Raw genomic sequence first — 19,915 nt, forward strand, 5'->3', positions numbered from 1 at the left:
CGGAGACCGACCGGCAAGGCACCGACCGGCAAGGCACCGATCGGCAAGGCACCGACCGGCAACGCACTGATCAGCAACGCACCGACCAGTGAAAGGCGAGCACCCGTGGCAGCCCCCGTACCGCACCGGAGCACCACGCTGAAGGAGTCCCACTGGACTCCCAAGCGCCACGGCCTGATAACCGCGCTGTGCGAGGAGACCCTCGAACGGACGCCCGCGATCCGCTCCCTGGCCCACTACAGCAACGGCATCCTCGACTTCGTCGCCCTGAGGGCGGACCGCGCCCCGCTCTCCAGCCTGGTCACCGAGATCGGCGACGACGCGCAGAACGAGTCGCTGCCCGGCTCCAGGCTGCTGCTGTGCACCCAGGACCTCGGCGCCGTCCTGCGCCCGCTGAAGACCGGCGAGCTGATGCGCACGGTCCTCGCGGGCACCCGCGCCGGCCTGTGGGGCGGACGGGCCCGCCCCGACGAGTTCCTGGCGGCGGTGACGGACGTACCCGGCGGCGTGCCCGACATGGACGACGCGATGAACCGGCTCGTCACCCGTATCCGCACCGAAGTGCACGGGCTGCCCGACGAGTTGCTCGGCGGCGACGCGCAGGCGAAGGCCCATCTCCAGAGCGGGGAGGCACCGGCGGGCCCGCATGTCGACTTCGGGACGGCCGCCGCCCCGAACGCCGTGTACGAGCAGCGGCTGCGCGATCTGTGGCGCACCCAGGTGAACACCACGGACCTGCAGTACGCGGGCTACTACCGGGACTGGACCCTGGTCTGTGTCGGTGACGTCTTCGACAGCCAGGAACTCGGCCCGCGCTTCATGGACGTCAGCGTGCGCACCCGGCGGACGGCCTACCGGGACCTCTCGCGCAGCCTGCGCGGCCATCTGATCCGCCTCAAGGACGCGCTCGACCTGATCGCCCCGCCCCCCGTCAACGGCGCCTCCGTCGAGCGGCTCGTCCTCGACGTCCAGGAAGGGGCGGTGTACGTCCACTGGACCTCGCCCCGCGCCTTCCTCCTCGGCGTCACCCTCGACCAGCGCCAGGTCGCCAACGCGGAACAGCGGCTCGCGGCCCTCGCCCGGGCCACGGGCGCTGTGACCGTGCCGCCGCCGCGCTGAACACCCTTACAGGATAAGGGAGTTGCGCCGGTCTCTAGGGCACCGCCGGAGTGCTCAGGGTGCCCCAGACCTCCTCCGCGAGGACCTCCACCGTGCGGGCCGGGGTCAGCGGGTGCTGATGTTCCGCGCTGCCCAGCAGATGCACCGGCAGCACCTCGACCGCGCTCTCGTACTCGCGGCAGATCCGGCGCAGTTCGCGCAGCTGGACCTCGGTCGGAGTACCCGGAGTCGCGGCCCGTGCCCAGGTCGCGACCGCGCCCCGGAACTCCTCCGTGAGCGCCCGCACCAGCGTCGCGCAGCCCAGCACGCTCAGATCCGCCGAGGTCGCCGTCGCCCGCCGGTTCACGCTCCGGCCGGCCACCCGCCGGGTCACCGACTCCAGCATCGCCAGCGCGTCCCGGAACCGCCGCCGCACCGGGCCCGGCAGCTCCTCGGCCGGCTCCTCGTCGGCGGTCGCGAGACCGGGCCGCGCCACCAGCGCGGGCACCCCCGCCGGCCCGGTCGAGCCCGGACGCACCTCCAGCGTCATCGCGGCCAGGTTGCGGCGCATCTCGTCGAGGTGGGCCGTCTGCTGGTCCAGGTTGCGGCGCATCCGCTCGCCCAGCTCGGCGAGGTCCTCCTCCCGGCCCTCCTCCACGAGCCGTCGCTCCAGCTGCAGCAGCGCCTCGTGCACGCTCTTCGGGAACACGCCCTGCCGGTACACCAGCGGGCGGGAGCCGATCGACCGCCCGAGCCGGTCCTGCATCGCGTGCGACACCAGCCCGTTGACCACCAGCAGTGCCTCGAAGCGCCCCGGGCGCACCGCGCTCCGCAGCCCGTTCACCTGGGTGACGATCCGTTCGACGTCGTCGGCGAGGAGCAGGGAGCGGGCGTAGACCACCGCGATGTAGGCGTTCGGCGCCGGCGACAGCCAGTACAGGACCTCCTCCCGGCCGCCCGCCGAGCGCGTGAGCCTCGCCGGCACCGGATCGCGGGAGGCGATCCGCCACTGGCCCAGGTCGAGGGCGTCGTGCACATCGCCCAGGACCCGCTGGTACGACACCAGTTCGTGCAGCTCCCGGACAGCCCTGAGCATCGTCGCACCGGGCACCCGGCGCACCACGGGCTCGCTGTCGTCGGGCGCGTTGGGTTCCTCGCTGAGCTGCCAGGCGCGCCGGGAGGTCTTGAGCACTTCGCGGGGCACGCCTTCGGTCAACTCGTGGAGGAGGCGCATGGCTTCGTCGTCGAAGGGCCCGGTGGGCGGCGGTTCCCCGCCGGGCGTTCCGCCGGTCGCCTCGTCACCCGTGGCCAGATAGCCCGCCACCAGGTCCCTGGTGCCTTCCTGGGCGAGCCCCGTCGGCCACAGCTGCACCACCCGCTCGTGCACGCTCTGGCGCAGCGCCCGCAGTCCGTCGGGCGAGGTGCAGAACACCAACAGACCGCCGAGGCTCGTATAGATGTTGATGAGGCGTTCGAAGGCGTCCATGAACGCGCGCCGGTTGTCGTCCGGCCAGTCCAGCACCTTCTCCAGCGAGTCGAGGAGCAGGACGTACGGGCGCCCGACCCGGCCGTGCAGAAAGCCCTGCACGGCCAGCGCGTCGAAGACCCGGTCGATACCGGCCGCGAGGTCCGGGCGCCCGCCCGCTGGGCCGATCGCCTCGGTGATGCCGCGCTCGCGCAGCGGCTCGGCGGGCTCCGCGCCGTTCAGCCAGTTCCACACCATCCGGTTGAACGGCGGTTCGAGGAGCAGGGCGAGCGCGGTGGAGAACATGCGGTGCTCGGTGACCTCGCCCAGCTTGCCGCGCAGATCCGCGTGGATCACCTCGGGGTCGTAGCGCAGCGCGGAGACGACCTTGTCCGGGTCGAGTTCACGGCTGAGCAGCCCGGTCGCGATGTCGTTCAGGGTGCCACGGCGCGGGTCGTCGTCATCGGTGCCCACCCAGCCGGCCGTCACATACGCGTAGTAGTCCCGCACCAGCTCCTCGAAGGACCGTTTGCCCTGGTCGGTGTCGCCGGGTCCGCGCAGCCGGTCGCGGTAGAGCCGCCCCATGTCCTGTGCCGGTTCGTCCACGATCCAGGTCGCCGCCTCGGGGTGCTGCCTCTGCATCGTCTGGTAGGTCCGGCGCAGGGCGTGGCTCTTGCCGAGGCCGAACTCGCCCACCAGAGCGATCGCCCGGCCCCGCCGGCCACCGGCGGCCGGCGGCGCGAAGTAGTCGTCGACGAGCGACTCGACGTCCGTGATCAGCGGGGTGTCGATGTGGGCGTTGCCCGAGTTGGCGGCCTGGACCCGCGCGTCCCCCAGGTCGGACGAGGGCCCCAGGCGCACGACCGGGATCAGCGGGAAGGGATTCCGGTGCCAGGTGTGTCCACTGGTCGGTGTCACGATGGCACTCCTCGTGTGTCCGGTGTCGGCCTTGGGAGCGGCGAGCGGGTGCGGCGGGACATCTGTTCGGTTCCTGTGTACGGGCGGAACGGGCGCGTCGGGAGTCCTGCGGCTAGTCGGATCTGAGGTTCGCGCGGGTCAGGTCCCCGAGGACGAGGCCGGGCGGGGTGAGATGACGGGCGGTCACCCGCACCCGGCCGTCCGCGAGTCTCTGCTGCTCGGCGATCCGGAAGCACTGCTGGCGCAGGTACCGTACGTCGGCATCGCACCACGGGTCGGGGTCCGGCTTCGGGTCCTGCGCCTGCCCCGGAACCGCGGGTGGCGGCGGTGCGTTCCCGTGGTCGGGATGGCCGCCGCGAGCGGCCTCGGTGAACTTCACGGTGTCCTCCGTGGCGAGCGAACCGAGCGAGAGAAGGGTGACCGCCGTGTCCATGGGCAGTCCCGCGATCACCTCACGCGCCGTACTCCGGTCCTGGTGACTCATCTCGACGAACAGTACGATCCGGCTCTGTGCGTGGCTCAGCCAGGTCTTGAGGAAGTTCGTCCGCACCTCGCCCCCGGCGTCCCGCCAGTCGATGTGCGGGACGATGGCGAACAGCAGACTGTTCTGCTGGACGAGAAGTCTGCTGATGCCCCTGAACGCCGCGCGGATGTCGTCCCCGGTGACCGACGGGTCGAGCGGTACCCCGGGAAACTCCGCCTCCAGGGTCTCGACGAGCTTGTTGCGTATGGCGGCGTTGATCTTCTGGGTGCTGGCGAAGTGTCCGCTGCCGTCCCAGCTGACGTCCTCACCGCCGTTCACGTACCCGCCGGCCATCGCCACGATGGGACGCGGTGCGAGGTGGGGCCGCTCCTGTTCCCTGAACTGCCGCGCGAGCTCCTGGAAATACTCGTGCGCCCGGTGCACGCACCGGTGGATGAGGGTGGTCTTGCCCATGCCCACCGGCCCGGTCACCACGACCAGATGTCCGCCCACGCCCGGCAGCAGCAGTCCGGTCAGCTGGGCCCGGAGACATTCCTCGAACAGGTCGAGCTGCTCCTGCGCGTGGTCGACGTCCACCCACTGGTGGACGTGGCTCCCGTCCTTCCACGGCACCAGCGGATGGTCGTCCTGCGGCCGGGCGTGCCCCGCGGGCAGCAGGTCCCTGATCTCCGGCAGGAAAACGCCGAACGGGTTCTCGTCGTACTCGTCCTGCGGCCCGGTCATCGCGCGCCCCCCGTTCCAGTTGTCCCCGGGAGTGCCGGACGGTTTCGGACGGTGCGCCAACTCCAGTACAGGGAAGTGCGGTTGAGTGCGGGCAGGGAGCGCAGGCAGCGGTCCACGGACTCCTGTTCCCCGGTCGCCGTACGAGCGCGGGTCTGCGAGTCGGGCAGATACAGGCCGGCGGTCCGCGGCAACGGCTCGGCCAGGGGCAGCCCGTCGGCGAGCCGCTCGGCCGCCGCACGCCGGGCCGGGGGATCGGGCACCCGGGACAGGGTGACGGCCAGGGCGTCCCGCGCGGCCCGCACCGCCGTGTGGTCCGCCCGCTCGTCCTGCCGGTAGTCGGCGAGGTACTCCCGTACAGCAGCCCGGTACGCGCTCTCCGCAGTCCCCAACTCCTGCCGCAGCGAACGCCGTTCCGACTGCCCGCGCTCGTAGGACTGGCCGCCCAGGGTGAGCAGCGCACCCGCCAGGAGCAGGGGCAGTTGCTTCAGCAGGGTCACGACCCAGCCGTCCTCGCCGGCGCCCTTGTCCTCCCGCGCGGCCGTCGCCGGGGAGTCCGACCCGGCGGCCATGAGCGCGGCGCAGGCCCGCCCGAAGTCCTTGTCGTGGTCCTTGGCCCACCGCTCCGGAGAAACCTCCGCGTCGGCCTTCAGTAGCCCCAGCCGGACGGCGGCCGTGAGCAGGTCGGTGCGGTGGACGGGGTCGAGGCAGTACACCAACTGGGCATCCCGCTCAGGGGAGTCGGCGCCCCCGGCGGCTGCGGCGAAGGCCGGCGCGGCACCGGCGGCCAGCAGCAGGAGAGCCGCCCCGGTCACCGTGTGCCGGGCGTACCGTGCGCGCGGCCGGCGGTCCGGGGAAGGGACACTTCGAGTGCTCTGGGTGCTTTGGGTGCTCCTGCTGTTCCTGCCGCTCCGGGTCAGTGGCCGGGTGCCGTCGCAGGGCACCCCTCGCACACCTGATCTCCTCGCCCGCCTCATCAGCGTCTCCCCCGTCCGGTGCCGGCACTTCACACGCCTGGTAGGTCTCGTACGTCTTGCATTCCCCGCGGTCGCCGCCCGTCCTACATTTCCGGCCCGCCGGAACTCTGCGCTCCGCACTCCGGAACTCCCCAGTCCGGAACCCTGTGGTCCAGAACTCCGTACTCCGGTTACGCGACCGGCTGTTCGTCCTCCGTATGCTGGTCGTACGGAGAGTGACGCCCGGCGTCGGTGGAGAGTTCCCGGCGGGAGCGCGCCCGCCATCGCCGGGGCGGATGCGCCAGGAGTGCCTGCGAGGTGCCGTGCAGCAGGTTGACGGTGATGACGGCCGGGCCGACGGTCGCGGCGGTGCCCGGGAAGTCCCGCTCCAGAGTCAGGGCGATCAGCACGGCCGTGATGCCGTTCTGCTGGCCGAGGCCGAGCGCGATCCGGTCACGGCGCTCCAACCCCCGTACGAACAAAGGCAGTACGCCCAGCGCCACCACCGCCTGCGCGGCGAACGCCGCCACGCCGAGCACGAACCCCGGCCACAGCGCCACCCCGTGCGCGAGCAGCAGCCCGAGGGTCAGGAACGCGGCGAGGAACGCGCCGCCCACCGCCCGGCCGACCGCCTTGTCGAGCACCGTGGCACGCAGTACGAGACCGGCCAGCGCCACCCCGAGCATCAGCTGGTTCAGCGCCGCGAGCACCACCATCGTCCCGACGAGCAGCACCGCGCCGCCGGCCTTCGCGCGCCGGACCGCCGGGACGTCCGGCAGCCTGGACACCGCACGCCGCCCGGCCCACCACAACAGCACCACGACGGCCAGGAGTACGGCGTTGAAGAGGAGACCGGTCGCGTAGTCGCCGCCCGCGCCCCGGCTGATCCCGGGGGCGCCCTCGTGGCCCGCCGCGGTGTAGGCGTACCCCGCCAGATACAGCGTCAGCAGGACCGTCATCGGGTCGTCGAACGACGCCCACGCAGTCAGCAGCGACTGGGCGCGCGGCGACATCCGTCCCTTGCCGGTCAGGGCGGCGACCGACAGCGGGTCGATCTGGGCGACGGCGATGCCGAGCACCAGGTACTCCGGCCGCCGGAACACCAGCACCATCGTGCCGGCGATCAGCCCGGCCTTCAGGACCACGCCCAGGGTGACCGCGGCCACCACACCGGGCAGATCGGCCCGCAGCGCCCTGAGATCGATCGAGTACGTGCTCCCGTACAGGCCGACCGCGAGCAGCAGCGCCGCCCCGAGCGCATAGCCGTCGGAACGCACCAGCGCCGAGACGTCCACCGCCAGACCGGCCAGCACTCCGACGGCCAGCAGGCCCGCCGCGCCGAGCACGATCCCGGGGACCACCTCCGGCAGCCTTCGTAAACGGGTGCGCAAGGATGTCCCCATGGCCTTGTCCCCCCCCTCCGCTCCGGCCCCGCGCGCCGTCCGGCACGAGCCGGAGAGGTTCGCCCGGCGGTACGTGTGCGACCGACGTGGGGCAGGTGAATGCTAGGACCTGTCGCCAAATTCCCGCCTGCCGGGCGACGCCATGCACGCTCCCCCAGAGGGGGGACCCCCACTCGCTGCACCGGACACAGACCCACGTACAACCAGTACGAGGGCCTGCGCCCGGCACGCCGAGAGCACGCACCTACCCGGACATCAGCCGCTGCCGCGGCGGGCGCCCGGCCCGCCCTCCGGGCGGACGACGGGAATGTGACGACAGGCCCCAGGGGCCCTGATGCCGGGGGAGAAGCCGCACACCGGTCTGTCCTCCCCGGCCCGGCGACGCCCCCCGGCCGGTGCACGACCCGACGGGCCGGCGCCCCCGCCGTCCCGTCCTGTCCGTTCCTGTCCGTCCTGTCCTCACGATGCCCGGCCCGGGCCACCCGCGAAACCGTTTCGGCACCCTGGCCGAAAGCCAACGGTCCTTTCCAGCAAGCTATTTGACGCCCGTAGACTCACCCGGTGACAAAGGTGACACGGGACGACGTCGCCAGGCTCGCGGGAACTTCCAGCGCGGTCGTCAGTTACGTCGTCAACAATGGCCCCCGGCCCGTATCCGCGGAGAAGCGCCGACGCGTTCTCGATGCCGTCAGGGAACTCGGCTACCGGCCCGACCGGGTGGCCCAGGCCATGGCCAGTCGCCGTACGGACCTGCTGGGGCTGATCGTTCCGGACGCCCGTCAGCCATTTTTCGGGGAAATCACCCACGCGTTGGAACGTGCCGCCGCCGACCGGGGAAAAATGGTGCTCGTCGGCAACTCCGATTACCAGGAGGAGCGCGAAATCCATTACCTGCACGCCTTTTTGGGGATGCGGGTGTCGGCGCTGATCCTGGTCAGTCTGGGGCTCGGCGACCGGATCGCCGCCGAGCTCGACACCATGGACACCCGGGTCGTGCTGATGCACGAACGGTCCGCGTCCGTACGGAAGTTCGCCGTGGTCACGGACGACGTCGAGGGTGCCCGGCTCGCCACCCGGCATCTCCTCCAGCACGGTCACACCGCCGTGGCCTGCCTGGGCGGCCCCGAGTCGGCTCCCGTGGCCGGGGATCCCGTCGCCGACCATGTCGAGGGCTGGCGCAAGGCGATGGCGGACGCCGGCCGCCCCACCGAGGGGCTGCTCTTCCACGCCCCCTACAACCGGTACGACACCTACGAGGCCGCCCTGCGCCTGCTCGCCGCCCCGGACCGGCCGACCGCCGTGTTCTGCTCGACGGACGACCAGGCCATCGGCCTGCTGCGGGCGGCCCGTCAACTCGGCGTAGACGTACCGGGCGAGCTGGCGGTGGTGGGCTTCGACGACCTCAAGGAGGCGGCGATGACCGACCCGCCGCTGACGACGGTCGCCACCGACCGCGAGGCGATGGCCCGTACGGCGGTGGACATGGCGCTCGACCCGGAACTCGACGCGGCGACCCCCGGCGAGACGGACCGCACCCGCCGCTTCCCGTCCCGCCTGGTCGTCCGCGCGTCCTGCGGCTGCCGGGACCTGGAAGCCACCTCGCGGCCCCCGGCCGCCCGGACCTCGACGACCACTGCCTGACCCGGCGTCTCGTCGACGAACGCACATCCTTGATGCCGGTGCGGTGGGTGATGTGGCTCGTCGCACCCTCCGTACAATTTGGTACCGAACGACATCGTGTCGTTGGAGGGGAATGCCGGTGACGCAGCGACCGATCGTCGAGACCGAGCAGTTGGTCAAGGCCAAGCTCGGGGACATTTCGATCCGGCACGACCAGATGGCCGTCGTCGCGAACATCCACCGGGCCGCCTCCGCAGTGCGCCAGCATGTCGAGAACTCCGTGCTGCGCGGGGTGGATCTCACGTGGACGGGGTTCGTCGTGCTGTGGGTCGTCTGGATCTCCGGGGAGACCGAGACACGGCTCGTGGCCGAGGAGGCCGGGATCTCCAAGGGGACACTCACCGGGGTGGCCCGGACGCTGGAGTCGCGTGGACTGGTCCGGCGTATCGAGCACCCTTCGGACGGGCGGCGGGTGCTGCTCGGCCTCACGGACGAGGGCGAGGCGCTGATGCGGACGCTCTTCCCGGACTTCAACGCCGAGGAGGCGTTCGTCGCCGCCCCGTTGAGTGCCGAGGAATGCCGGGCCACCGCGGACGCGCTGCGCAAGATCGTCGTCCAGGTCGAGACCCACGGGGAGGATCGCCGGCTGGAGCTGCTCGACGGCGCCGAACCCGCTCCGCGCCGCAGCGGACGGCGCCCCAAAAGCTGATCCCCTGTCGTTCAGAAGTGAAGTGGAGAACCCCGTGCGCGCCCTCGTCATACGTCACGACCATCTCTCGCTGTCCGGTCCCGTCGGCGACCGTATCGCCCAACTTGGCTATGACATCGATGAGTTGACCGTCGTACCGGCCGAGCGGTACGACAGTCCCGGCGTCGATTTCGACTTCCCCGACCCGGTCGGCTACGACCTGGTCGTGCTGCTCGGCGCGCCCTGGTCGGTCTACGACAGGGCCTCGGTCGGGCCCTGGATCGACGGCGAGCTGGAGCTGCTGCGCACCGCGTACGCCGCCGAGCTGCCCGTGCTCGGCATCTGCTTCGGGGCGCAGGCGCTCGCCACCGCCCTCGGGGGGAGCGTCGAGGCGGCGCCCCGGCACGAGATCGGCTGGACGGCCGTCGAGTCCGACGTACCCGGGCTGATTCCGGCGGGACCGTGGTTCCAGTGGCACTTCGACCGGTTCACGGTCCCGCCGGGCGCGGTGGAGCTGGCCCGCAGCGCGGTCGGTCCACAGGCCTTCCGGGCCGGGCGGGCTCTCGGGGTGCAGTTCCACCCCGAGCTCGACGAGGAGACCCTGCTCCGGTGGCTGGACGCCGCCGGCCGCCGTGAGGCCAGGGCGCACGGCGAGGATCCGGACCGGTTGCTCGCCGAGACCCGCGCCCGGCACGAGGAGTCACGGCAGCGGGCGTACGACCTCGTGGACGCGTTCCTCGCGCAAATCGCCGGGGTGACGACGGGCCCGGCCGCCGACGAGCGGGGACACGCGGCCTGAGAGCCTCCGCCTCTCGGATGAACGTTTCCCGGCAAGGACGCGTCGTAGCGGTTAGCGGTAATCGGTATCGGTAGCCGCACACTCGTTCACTGTTCAGGGGGATCACCATGGCTTCGGTCCGATTGCTGTCGTCCGTCGTACTGGTCGCGGGACTGGTGTGCACGGCCGTCGGCTGCGACGGGGATTCCGGGGCCTCGGTGTCGGGGGAAGGTTCGTCGGTGGGCTCGCCCGCCCCCTCCTCCTCGTTCTCGTCGTTCGCGGAGTCCTGGGAGGAACCCGCCTCGTACGTCTACACGTTGACGTCGAGCGAGGGCGAGCGCAGCCTGATCGGCACGTTCCGGGTGACGGTCCGGGACGGGAGGGTGGCCAAGGTGGTCGGGCTCGACGAGAGCGGGCGGGGCGCGGTGGAGCGCGCACCCGAGGAAGTGCCCACCATCGGCGGGCTGTTGGACCAGCTGGCGCGGGCCCACGACGAGCGCGCGGACACGGCGGAGGCGGAGTACGCGCCCGACGGGCACCCCGTACGGATCACCCTGGACCCCGAGGAGAACGCGATCGACGACGAGCAGTCGTACGTCATCAGCGGCTACGAGCCGGATCCGGTGCCCGGGGGATGAAAGTCCTGACGGGGATCGGCCCTGGTTCCGGGCGTCTGGTTCCGGGCGTCTAGTTCTGGGCGTCGTGGTCGTTGAGGTCCTCGAACGTGCCGCCGACCTTCTGGCGCAGCGATTCCTGGAGCTTCGGGGGCGCGCTGATGACCCACTTGGGGCCGACCAGGTACTTGCCGCCGTAGATGGCCGCGCTGTCCAGCCAGGTCAGCTTGTACTTCTCCGCCGGGAACGTCGTGATCAGGTAGTCGCCGCCGGCGGTGTGGCAGACACCCTCGCGCAGTTCGTCCGCGTCGGTACGGATCGTCACCTCGCAGCCCGTCAGCTTGGCGATCACCTCGACCTTGGCCGGCGCGACCACGGCGGCCACAGGAGCGGGCGGCACGGACTCCGACGCCGACGCCTTCTTCCCGGTGCCCAGATCCGTGTCCGAGTCCGCCGTACAGGCCGTGGCCAGGGGGAGGGCGACGGCCGTCAGAAGCGCGGCGAGCGCGACGGCCCTCCGGGAGGACGATCGCCGGGGTTGCTGCTGGGACACTGCGCTGCTCCAGATCGGGTGGTACGGCGGACGTACGACTCGACAGAAGGTACGAGCGGGCGGTCGGCCACGTTCACAGCCAGCCGTTGCGTTTGAAACCCCGGTGGAGGAAGAAGCAGGCGGTGGCGATGACGGTGAGGACGAGCGGGTAGCCGTATCGCCAGCGGAGTTCGGGCATGTGCTCGAAGTTCATGCCGTAGATCCCGCAGACCATCGTCGGTACGGCGACGATCGCGGCCCACGCGGTGATCTTCCGCATGTCCTCGTTCTGGCCGACGGTGACCTGGGCGAGGTGGGCCTGGAGGATCGAGTCGAGCAGCGCGTCGAAGGCGTGGATCTGCTCGGTGGCGCGGATCAGATGGTCGGACACGTCACGGAAGTAGGCCTGTATCGACGGCTCGACGGACGGCATCGGCTCGGTGGCCAGTTGCTGGAGGGGGCGGCCGAGGGGGACCACCGCCCGTTTCAGTTCGAGGAGTTCACGCTTGAGCTGGTAGATACGGCCGGCGTCGGCGGTGCGCGGGCTCTGCGGGGAGAAGACGTCCGACTCGACCTGGTCGATGTCGTCCTGGACGGAGTCCGTGACGTGCAGATAGTCGTCGACGACATGGTCGGCGATACCGTGCAGCACCGCGGCCGGGCCCCTGCCCAGCTGCTCCGGGTCGGACTCCAGGTCCTCGCGCAGCGGGCCGAGGGAGCCGTGCCGGCCGTGTCGGACGGTGACGACGAAGTCGGGGCCGGCGAAGACCATGATCTCGCCGGTGGTGACGACCTCGCTGGTCGCGGTGAGCTCCTCGTGCTCGACGTAGCAGACCGTCTTGAACACGGCGAACAGGACGTCGCCGTACCGCTCCACCTTGGGGCGCTGATGGGCCTGGACGGCGTCCTCGACGGCGAGCGGGTGCAGCCCGAACAGTTCGGCGACGCGGCCGAACTCCGACTCGGAGGGTTCGTGCAGTCCGAGCCAGACGAAACCGCGGTTGTGCTTGCGGACGCGGGCGACGGACTCCTCGACGGAGGGGGCGGTGGGCTGGCGTACACCCTCGCGGTAGATCACGCAGTTGACGACGGTCGAGCCGAGCGGTGAGCGGGCGGGGTGACTGAGGTCCACCCGCCGCCGCCCACGCCGAGCCAGGCGGGCCACTTTGCGCAGGCTGCCGACCATCGACATGCGGTTTGCTCCTTCTCCGGGTCCGGACAGTGTGCCAGGTGGGGGTAAAGACGTGGTCAGGGGAGGCGCCGGGAGACCTCGCCCTCGCCGCTCGACCTGTCCCGTCCCGTACCCGGAGACGCTGCCCCCAGACCCCCGGGCCGCGCTGAACGAAGATCCGGCCGCCCCGGGCCCGGGCGTCCCGCGCCGGACATACCCGTTTCGCCCTCTGTGCATCCGGGCAGGGATCGGGCAGCGTGGTCCCGGTCGAGTGAATCGGCCAGGGGGAGGGAGACGCGCCGGTGGTGTCGGACCATGTGCGGACCGCGGACGGGCGGCGACTACGGGTCGAGATCTCGGGCGACCCGCACGGGCACCCCGTGTTCCTCCTGCACGGCACACCCGGCAGCCGGGTCGGTCCCCGGCCCCGCGCGATGTTCCTCTATCAGCACGGCGCCTGCCTCATCAGCTACGACCGTCCCGGATACGGCGGTTCGGACCGCAAGGCGGGTCGCCGGATCGCCGACGTGGTGCAGGACGTCTCCGTGGTCGCCGACGCCCTCGGGCTCGACCGGTTCGCGGTGGCCGGGCGTTCCGGCGGCGCCCCGCACGCCCTTGCCTGCGCCGCCCTGCTGCCGGACCGGGTGACCAGGGTCGCCGCGCTGGTGGGGCTCGCGCCGAGAGACGCGGAAGGCCTCGACTGGTTCGCGGGCATGGCCCCCTCCAACGTCAGCGAGTTCCAGACCGCGTTCACCGATCCGGAGCGGTTCGCGGCCCGGCTGATCCCACGCTCGGCGGCCATCCGGAGCAACCCGGCGAAGCTGCTCGAGGAACTGCGCCTGGAACTCACCGACGACGACCGGATGATCGTCTCCGACAACGCCATCCGCTCGATGCTGCTGCGCAACTACCTTGAGGCGCTGCGCACTTCACCGTACGGCTGGATCGACGACGCCTTCGCGCTGACCCGTCCGTGGGGATTCGACCCGGCACAGATCGATGTGCCGGTGCTGTTGTGGCACGGCGGGAAGGACGTCTTCTCGCCCGCCTCGCACTCCTCCTGGCTCGCGGCCCGTATCCCGCGTGTCACGGCCGTCCTGGAACCGGCGGCGGCCCACTTCGCGTCCCTGCGCGCACTGCCCACCGCCCTCAACTGGCTGCTCTCGGGCGCCACTCGGCCCTGAGCCCGCTCGCCACTCAGGCCTGAGCCCGCTGCCGGAACGGCCGTCGGCGATGCCACCCCTCCCGTGCCCCCGTGCCGCCGCGCCTCAGCCGGCCTCACCCCGGCTCATACCGCCAGCGGCTCCAGGTCCCGGTACACCCGCCGCCTGCTCTGCGCGAACCGGGTGATCCCGTTCTCGTCGCCGAGCAGCATGCGCAGTTCCGTCAGTGCCTCGGCGTGCCGCCGTTCCGCCTCCACCACGTGGCCCAACTCACTCAATGTCAGGGCGGAGTTGGCGACCACGGCCAGTGTCTCCGGATGATGCGGCCCCAGCACCAGACGCAGGGTGACCATCGCGGTCTCCTCCAGCTCCCGGGCCTCGTCGAGACGGCCCTGGCCGGCCAGCACGTTGGCGTAGTTGACGCCGCAGAACAGGGAGTGGGGGTGCTGCGGGCCCAGCACCTCACCCATGCGCCGCAGTACCTGCCGGAACACCGTGTCCGCCTTCTCCGTGTCGCCGCAACCCCAGTGGTAGATACCGAGGTTGTTGAACGCGGCCTGAGTGTAGGGGTGCGCCTCGCCCGGTACCTCCATGTACCTGGCCAGCGCCTCCCGGGCGACCTCGCGCGCCCGCTCCCGTTCGTCCGCCGCGAACAGGTCGGCCGCCATGTTCAGGTCGCAGGCCAGCGAGTCCGGCGTCGGCTCCTTGTACTGGCTCCGGTACTGGTCCTGGGTCGCCGTCGTCAGCCGGCGGGCGTCCTCGAACTGCCCGGCCCGACGCAGCGACACCGCAAGGGACTTGGCGCACCGCAGGGTGCCCGGGAACTCCTTGCCGAGGATCCGCTTGTGCGTGTCGTACGCCTGTGACAGCACCGCCACCGACTCCGCGTACCGGCCGACCTCGCGCAGGTCGCGGCCCAGCCCCTCGGCCGAGGCCAGTGTGTACGGGTGGTCCGGTCCGAGGACCCGCTGGCGCCGGTCGAGCGTCTCCTGGTCCAGGTCGCGGGCCTCGCCGTAGCGGCCGACCATGCGCAGTGCGAGGGCGAGGTTGTTGGCCGCGTTCAGGGTCCTGGGGTGGGACTCGTGGAAGATCTCGCTGAACCCGTCGTGCGCCTCGCGGGCGAGATCCACCGCGGACCGGTAGTCACCGAGGGCGGCGAGGTCGCTGGCGAGGCTGGACGTGGTGACGTACGTGTGCGGGTGGGTGGGGCCGAGAACCCGGCGCTGGCGATCCAGAAGCGCGGTGTCGATGTCCCGGGCCTCGATGTAACGCCCTTGCGAGCGCAGCACGTTGGCGAGCTGGCAGCGCAGATACAGATACTGCACGTCGTCCTCGCCGCGCAGCGGCTTCCAGTGTTCCAGCAGGTCCTCGGCACGCTTCTGCGCGTTGGGGAAGTCGCCGCGCTTCCAGTAGTAGCGGACCCGGTCGATGAGCAGCCGGCGAGTCTCGGACTCGGTGCAGTTGCGGGCGTCGGAGGCGGTGAGGTGCGGCCAGATGACGCCGAACCTCGGCCAGCTCTCGGGGTCGTCGATCGGCTCGTCGCCGTCGGGACGGGCGCCCGCGAGCACCGTGTGCACGACGTGCCGGGCGTGGCGCTGCTCCTCCTCGGTCAACTGCGCGCGGATCACGGCCTGGACCAGACGGTGGACCTGGATGCTGTTGCTGACCTGGTCGACCTTGGCGAGCGCGAAACGCCCGATCTCCTGGACGACCCGGCCGAGCAGCAGCGGCTCCTGGAGCGCCGGATCGTACGGCTTGAGGGCGTCGATCATCTCCTTGCTGTAGAGCAGGTCGGAGGAGATCGGCTCCGGGGCCATGAACGCGCACAGCTGCAACAGCCGTACCGAGGCGGGAGAACGTTCCTTCAGCCGGGAGATGGACACGTTCCAGGTCGCGGCGACCGTCTTGGGGTAGTCGGCGGGCTGGTTGAGGTCCAGCACGTCGGTGGTCTGCTCGGCCAGCTGCCGCAGATACGTCTCGACGGGTGTGGCCGTCTCGGCCAGCCAGGCCGCCGCCTGCTCGACGGCCAGCGGCAGGTCGCCCACCGCCAGCGCCACCTGGTCGGCCGCCTCGGGGGTCAGCCCCCTGGCCCGTCGGGTGAGGTGCTCGATGCTTTCCTCACGGAGGAACACGTCGACGAGCTGTGCCGAACCCTGTTGTGCCCAGGCCTGGTTGCGGGAGGTGATGAGGATGTGCCCGCTGCCGCCGGTCGGGAAGTACGGAGTCAGCGCGGCCGGGTCGTCCGCGTTGTCGAAGACCAGTAGCCAGCGGTTGGTCGGGGTGCCCCGGGACAGCATCTGGCGGGCTTCCTTGCTGGCCATGGTGATGTCGTCGCGGCCGGGCGCGCCGATGCGGGTGCCGAGTTCGGCGAGCGAGGCGACGACGTCGTCCTCGTGCTCGGCCGACGTCCACCACACCAGGTCGTAGTCACCCATGAAGCGGTGTACGTACTCCAGCGCGACCTGGGTCTTGCCCACACCGCCGAGCCCGAACAGGACCTGGGGCTGCGAGGGTCCCGCGGGGACACCGCCGCCGAGCTGGTCGCGGATCCGCTCCAGAATGACATTGCGCCCGGTGAACGTGTTGTTGCGCTGCGGTGCGCTCAGATACGCCGGAATGTTGCCGGGGAAGCGGGCCGCGTGCGGGCCGGCCTCCGGCGCCTGCCCGGGCAGTCCCAGGGCGCGCAGCAGCGCGGCGGCGCACTGCGCCTCGTCGAACCGGTGCAGGTCCACGGGGTTGTGGTCGAGGTAGGCCTCGGGGAGCCGCACCTCGTCGACCCGGAGCGGAACCGTCGTACCGGGCGGGGAGTTCACGCCGCTCTCGGTGAGGGTGCGCCAGACGGTGTCGGCGTACCGGGACTTCTGGAACGCGGTCGACAGCAGGACCAGGGTGCGGGTGGCCCCGTCCGCGCGCTCGACGGGTCCGCCGGAGATGTCGTGCGCCACGACGTTGCAGCCGACCCGTTTGAGCAGTGACTCGACCCAGTCGGCCCACATCCGGTTCTCCGCCGAGTACGCGACGACCACATTGGCCGTGCTGGTCAGCGGGCGTCGCCTGAGGTACGCGTCGCGGCAGCGCAGCCGCACCGGCTCGGGGATCGGCGGCAGCGAGGTGACGTCGCCGTCGGTGATGACCTGGGTGAGCCGCTCGAACGCGGACAGCAGCGACTTGGGGTCACCCTTCGCGTCGCCGAAGGTGGCGAGGGTCTCCTCGTAGGCGTAGTACGGCCGATAGGGGATCTCCACGCTGCCCCAGTAGGCCGTCAGCTCGTCCGGGCCCAGCTTCTCGCCCTTGAGACCCTTGGGCAGCCCCTGGAAGCGCAGCCGGGCCAGTGCCCGGCCGGCGTCGACCTTGTCCTTCTCGCCCTCGTCGATACGCATCGGCACGGGTAACACCCGGATCGGATGCGGGAGGGACCCGTCCTCGACGCTGCGCGCCACCGCCGCGCCGCCGTCCAGGGACTGGTCGCTGAGGGTGAAGCAGTCGACCAGGACGTCGGGCATCTGCATGGTGCAGATGTCCGCGTTGTCGGACAGTCCGGTGCGGCTGTCGATGAGGACGTAGTCGTACGACTTCTTCATGTTGGTGCGCAGCGCCTTGAGGAAGGCGCCGCCACCCAGCCGGTCGTAGAAGTTGTCCCATTCCAGCGAGGACACGGTCGCCGAGTAGGCCCGGTCCTGACGGCCGGCGGACAGGAAGTCGAGCGAACCGCCGTCCTTGAAACTCAGCCCGAACCGTTCCGGGGTGAGGGAGATGGCGTGCTGCTCGACGTTCGCGTAGTCGTCCTGCCAGTCGCCGGAACGCTGCGGGCCGGTGGTCGCGGCCCACGCGAAGTCGTGAATGATGTTGATGACTCCGGTGGTCGCCACCAGCGCGTTGGGCTCCAGGAACGGGTGGAAGAAACGGTGCAGGCCCGGCGCCTCCAGGTCCCAGTCGACGGCCAGGACCCGCAACCCGTTGGCGGCGAGGATCCACGCCGTGTTGGCCAGGGCCATCGTGCGCCCGGTACCGCCCTTGTACGAGTAGAAGGTGATGATGCGTCCGTTCTGCACGGCCGTCATGCTTCTCCTCCGTTGTTGGATCCCGATTCCGGGTGCTGCGGCTGGACGGGGCCCATCAGGCGGGGCCTCGGGATGTGCGGCCCCGGTGGTGGATGTGCCTCCGCGTGCTTGAGGAACTGCCGGGTCGTATGGGCCACGACGGAGGGAAGTACGTCGGTGAAGGCCTTGAGCGTGGGCACCCCGGTCACCGCGATCCGGCAGTCGGTGCGCCGGCCCCGGTCCAGGATCAGCGGGAGGGTGCGCTCGAGTTCCTCGGTGAGCTGGCGCCCCTCCGAACTGTGACACTGCAGGTCGAGGCGGTTCCACGGGACGATCGCACTCACCCACGGCCGGGCGTGGGAGTCGAAGATCTTCAGCCGCCGCCGACGCTCCTCGTCGGTCAGCACCCATCGGTCGACGAGGAGGATGCCCGGCCTGCCCACCCCCTTGTCGTCCTTGTCGCCACGACCGCCGCTGTCGTCCGGGGCGCCGTCGGCGGGTAGCTCCGACGGCTCCTCGGTGTCCTCGTCGTCGAAGGAGGAGACCGTGATCCGGTAGTCGAGGGAACGGATGAGTTCCTCGGCGAGCGACGGCAGCGAGCGCCTGGACTCACCGTGGTACGGGTTCCAGTCCTGCGCGTCCTCGCCGTACGGCCGGCTGTCGCGGTGCTCGGGGACGCTGTCCCGGGTCGGCGCGGCCACGGTGAGGTGGATGTGCCTGGGGCCGGTGCCGCGCGGTTTGAACGCGCTGGGCGTGCTCTCGTAGTTGCGGGGCCTGCTCGGCGGCAGCGGCGACTCGTGGGCGACCCGCACGATCCGCTGGGCCAGGCCCAGCACCGTCTCCTCGTACTCGTCGTGGAGCCGGTTGAGTTTGATCAGGCCGTAGATCCCGTTGGCGGCGTAGCGGTCGCCGTAGGTCGCGTGGTCGAGGTGGATGTGCCGCACGGAGTCGGGGAGTTGGTCGTAGTCCACCCGGGTCCACAGGGCGGGGACGATGGCGGACGTGGAGCCTGTGCCGGTGGCCTTGGCGTGCAGAACCCGTTCGTGGAAGGCGAACCACTCGCGTCCGCACATCTCGCTGGTGAAATAGCGCGGCGAGAACAGCGGTACGAACACCCGGCACTTGGCCAGGTTCTCGCTGAGTTTCTCCGGCCAGCCCTCGCCGGAGTGCATCTCCCGGTCCATGAAACCGGCCTGGGAACCGGCGGGCAGATCGGTGAGCGCCATGATGTGGTTGCACAGATCCCGGTACAGGACGTGCACCCAGTGATCGGGGTCTCCGCCGCCGCCCGTGCCCCACGGTGGTGTGTGGGCGTAGGAAAGGAAGAAGTAGGGCTGGGTGTCCGGCACCCGGTCCCGACCCCGTTCGGTGTTCTCCACACGCCCCCCTGCCCGTGGTGCGCCCCGACGTCGGGGTCACCTGACCGGAACCAACTAATGTGCCCGACGGTCGGCTTGCCCGGGTTGCTTGTTTTACGTCATTCCGAAGCGATAACCGGCCATCTGATCAACCGCGTGGTCCACAACGGCGCGCATGGCGCAAAGCGTGACCGTCTTTCCGGCCCATTCCCGCTCCATCACCAGTTCACGCGGGAGTCGCTGCCCCATCACACCGAAGTCGCCGTCGTCCAGGGCGAGATCCTCGTACGAGATCCAGTTTCCCCGCTCGCCCATCACACACCGGTACGTACGCCGGGGCGCGGGCGGAGTCGTCCGGTACTCGGCCAGATGGAACGCGCTGCACACCTCGAACCCGACGCGCAGCAGCAGGATCTGGGCGTCCGCCGCGTACAGCGCGGCCAGCGGCGAGCGCTCACCGAGATGACAGTGCGGATCGTGCCCGCCGAGCAACTCCGCGGCCCTGGGCCCGAGTCCGGCGAACGAGGTCTGCGGATGCGTACTACGCACGGCACCGGGGGTGGTCCGCACACATTCGGCCAGCGCACCCATGGAGTGGCACGGCGAGCTGTCCGGAGCGAAGGGCGGCATCGAAGCCCGGAAGGCCGCCTTCTCCCGCTCGGTCAGCCCGTGGGTGGCGGCCCGGTACTCCCGCGAGGTGTCGGAGTTCTCGGGCGTGAAGGCAGGCACGACAAGAGTGCCGGCAACCCCCGACGCGGCGAGCAGGGCGTCCCGCACGAGGAAGGGAGCGAGACCGGTGCCGTGGAGGGAGGCGTGCACGATGAGGGGGACGGCAGGGCGGATGCCCAACTCGGCGAGTACGTCCCTTAGTCGGGCGGCGGGGTCGGTTGGCTGGGCTGAGGCTGAC

General features: G+C 70.9%; 15 protein-coding genes. 6 read left to right on the forward strand and 9 right to left on the reverse strand.

Annotated features, from left to right (window positions below; all coding sequences use genetic code 11):
• The first annotated feature begins 105 nt into the window (after nucleotides 1-105).
• Complete coding sequence (locus G3I56_RS04355; RefSeq protein ID WP_164407299.1) at nucleotides 106-1,119, forward strand: hypothetical protein; 1,014 nt, start codon at nucleotides 106-108, stop codon at nucleotides 1,117-1,119.
• A 34-nt stretch (nucleotides 1,120-1,153) separates the two neighbouring features.
• Here the strand turns inward: G3I56_RS04355 and G3I56_RS04360 are convergent, their stop codons facing one another.
• The 4 genes from G3I56_RS04360 to G3I56_RS04375 form a co-directional block, all read right to left on the reverse strand.
• The gene (locus G3I56_RS04360) at nucleotides 1,154-3,481 is read right to left on the reverse strand and encodes a hypothetical protein (RefSeq protein WP_164407300.1); all 2,328 of its coding nucleotides are present in this window, start codon (nucleotides 3,479-3,481) and stop codon (nucleotides 1,154-1,156) included.
• Between the two features lie 112 nt (nucleotides 3,482-3,593).
• Nucleotides 3,594-4,688 (reverse strand): ATP-binding protein, encoded by a 1,095-nt coding sequence (locus G3I56_RS04365; RefSeq protein WP_164407301.1) that lies wholly within the window; start codon nucleotides 4,686-4,688, stop codon nucleotides 3,594-3,596.
• Nucleotides 4,685-5,500 (reverse strand): hypothetical protein, encoded by an 816-nt coding sequence (locus G3I56_RS04370; RefSeq protein WP_164407302.1) that lies wholly within the window; start codon nucleotides 5,498-5,500, stop codon nucleotides 4,685-4,687. The genes G3I56_RS04365 and G3I56_RS04370 overlap by 4 nt, the downstream gene beginning before the upstream one ends.
• Before the next feature lie 332 nt (nucleotides 5,501-5,832).
• Nucleotides 5,833-7,032, reverse strand: a complete 1,200-nt coding sequence (locus tag G3I56_RS04375; RefSeq protein WP_164407304.1) for a hypothetical protein — start codon at nucleotides 7,030-7,032, stop codon at nucleotides 5,833-5,835.
• 573 nt (nucleotides 7,033-7,605) lie between these two features.
• Between G3I56_RS04375 and G3I56_RS04380 the strand changes: the two genes are divergently transcribed.
• The 4 genes from G3I56_RS04380 to G3I56_RS04395 all read left to right on the forward strand — a co-directional run bounded on the left by G3I56_RS04380 (nucleotide 7,606) and on the right by G3I56_RS04395 (nucleotide 10,768).
• Nucleotides 7,606-8,685, forward strand: a complete 1,080-nt coding sequence (locus G3I56_RS04380; protein WP_164407305.1) for a LacI family DNA-binding transcriptional regulator — start codon at nucleotides 7,606-7,608, stop codon at nucleotides 8,683-8,685.
• 112 nt (nucleotides 8,686-8,797) lie between these two features.
• On the forward strand, nucleotides 8,798-9,373 hold the full coding sequence (locus G3I56_RS04385) for a MarR family transcriptional regulator (protein WP_164407306.1): 576 nt from the start codon (nucleotides 8,798-8,800) through the stop codon (nucleotides 9,371-9,373).
• Nucleotides 9,374-9,407: 34 nt separating this feature from the next.
• Nucleotides 9,408-10,151: a type 1 glutamine amidotransferase gene (locus G3I56_RS04390; RefSeq protein WP_164407307.1), complete on the forward strand. Its 744-nt coding sequence runs from the start codon at nucleotides 9,408-9,410 to the stop codon at nucleotides 10,149-10,151.
• A gap of 107 nt (nucleotides 10,152-10,258) precedes the next feature.
• A complete protein-coding gene (locus G3I56_RS04395; protein ID WP_239134703.1) occupies nucleotides 10,259-10,768 on the forward strand; it encodes a DUF6174 domain-containing protein in 510 nt (169 codons plus the stop codon).
• A 49-nt stretch (nucleotides 10,769-10,817) separates the two neighbouring features.
• On the opposite strand, the gene G3I56_RS04400 is transcribed toward G3I56_RS04395, so the two are convergent.
• Entirely contained in the window at nucleotides 10,818-11,297 is a 480-nt protein-coding gene (locus tag G3I56_RS04400) for a hypothetical protein (RefSeq protein WP_164407308.1), read from the reverse strand.
• Between the two features lie 73 nt (nucleotides 11,298-11,370).
• Entirely contained in the window at nucleotides 11,371-12,468 is a 1,098-nt protein-coding gene (locus G3I56_RS04405) for a magnesium and cobalt transport protein CorA (RefSeq protein WP_164407310.1), read from the reverse strand.
• 284 nt (nucleotides 12,469-12,752) lie between these two features.
• Between G3I56_RS04405 and G3I56_RS04410 the strand changes: the two genes are divergently transcribed.
• Nucleotides 12,753-13,631 (forward strand): alpha/beta hydrolase, encoded by an 879-nt coding sequence (locus G3I56_RS04410; RefSeq protein ID WP_164407814.1) that lies wholly within the window; start codon nucleotides 12,753-12,755, stop codon nucleotides 13,629-13,631.
• Nucleotides 13,632-13,735: 104 nt separating this feature from the next.
• On the opposite strand, the gene fxsT is transcribed toward G3I56_RS04410, so the two are convergent.
• The 3 genes from fxsT to G3I56_RS04425 all read right to left on the reverse strand — a co-directional run bounded on the left by fxsT (nucleotide 13,736) and on the right by G3I56_RS04425 (nucleotide 19,830).
• Nucleotides 13,736-17,671: an FxSxx-COOH system tetratricopeptide repeat protein gene (gene fxsT, locus G3I56_RS04415; protein ID WP_164407311.1), complete on the reverse strand. Its 3,936-nt coding sequence runs from the start codon at nucleotides 17,669-17,671 to the stop codon at nucleotides 13,736-13,738.
• The gene (locus tag G3I56_RS44975; protein WP_164407312.1) at nucleotides 17,668-19,029 is read right to left on the reverse strand and encodes a TIR-like protein FxsC; all 1,362 of its coding nucleotides are present in this window, start codon (nucleotides 19,027-19,029) and stop codon (nucleotides 17,668-17,670) included. The genes fxsT and G3I56_RS44975 overlap by 4 nt, the downstream gene beginning before the upstream one ends.
• 93 nt (nucleotides 19,030-19,122) lie before the next feature.
• On the reverse strand, nucleotides 19,123-19,830 hold the full coding sequence (locus G3I56_RS04425) for an AAC(3) family N-acetyltransferase (protein WP_343239874.1): 708 nt from the start codon (nucleotides 19,828-19,830) through the stop codon (nucleotides 19,123-19,125).
• Nucleotides 19,831-19,915: the final 85 nt, after the last annotated feature.

Origin of the sequence: Streptomyces sp. SID12488 (genome assembly GCF_010548275.1) — a bacterium.
Classification (GTDB): Bacteria; Actinomycetota; Actinomycetes; order Streptomycetales; family Streptomycetaceae; genus Streptomyces.

Coding starts and splice junctions, on each gene's coding strand:
- G3I56_RS04365 (WP_164407301.1), bottom strand. CDS start 4,688: ATGACCGGGCCGCAGGACGAGTACGACGAGAACCCGTTCGGCGTTTTC.
- G3I56_RS04385 (WP_164407306.1), top strand. CDS start 8,798: ATGCCGGTGACGCAGCGACCGATCGTCGAGACCGAGCAGTTGGTCAAG.
- G3I56_RS04395 (WP_239134703.1), top strand. CDS start 10,259: ATGGCTTCGGTCCGATTGCTGTCGTCCGTCGTACTGGTCGCGGGACTG.
- G3I56_RS04405 (WP_164407310.1), bottom strand. CDS start 12,468: ATGTCGATGGTCGGCAGCCTGCGCAAAGTGGCCCGCCTGGCTCGGCGT.
- fxsT (WP_164407311.1), bottom strand. CDS start 17,671: ATGACGGCCGTGCAGAACGGACGCATCATCACCTTCTACTCGTACAAG.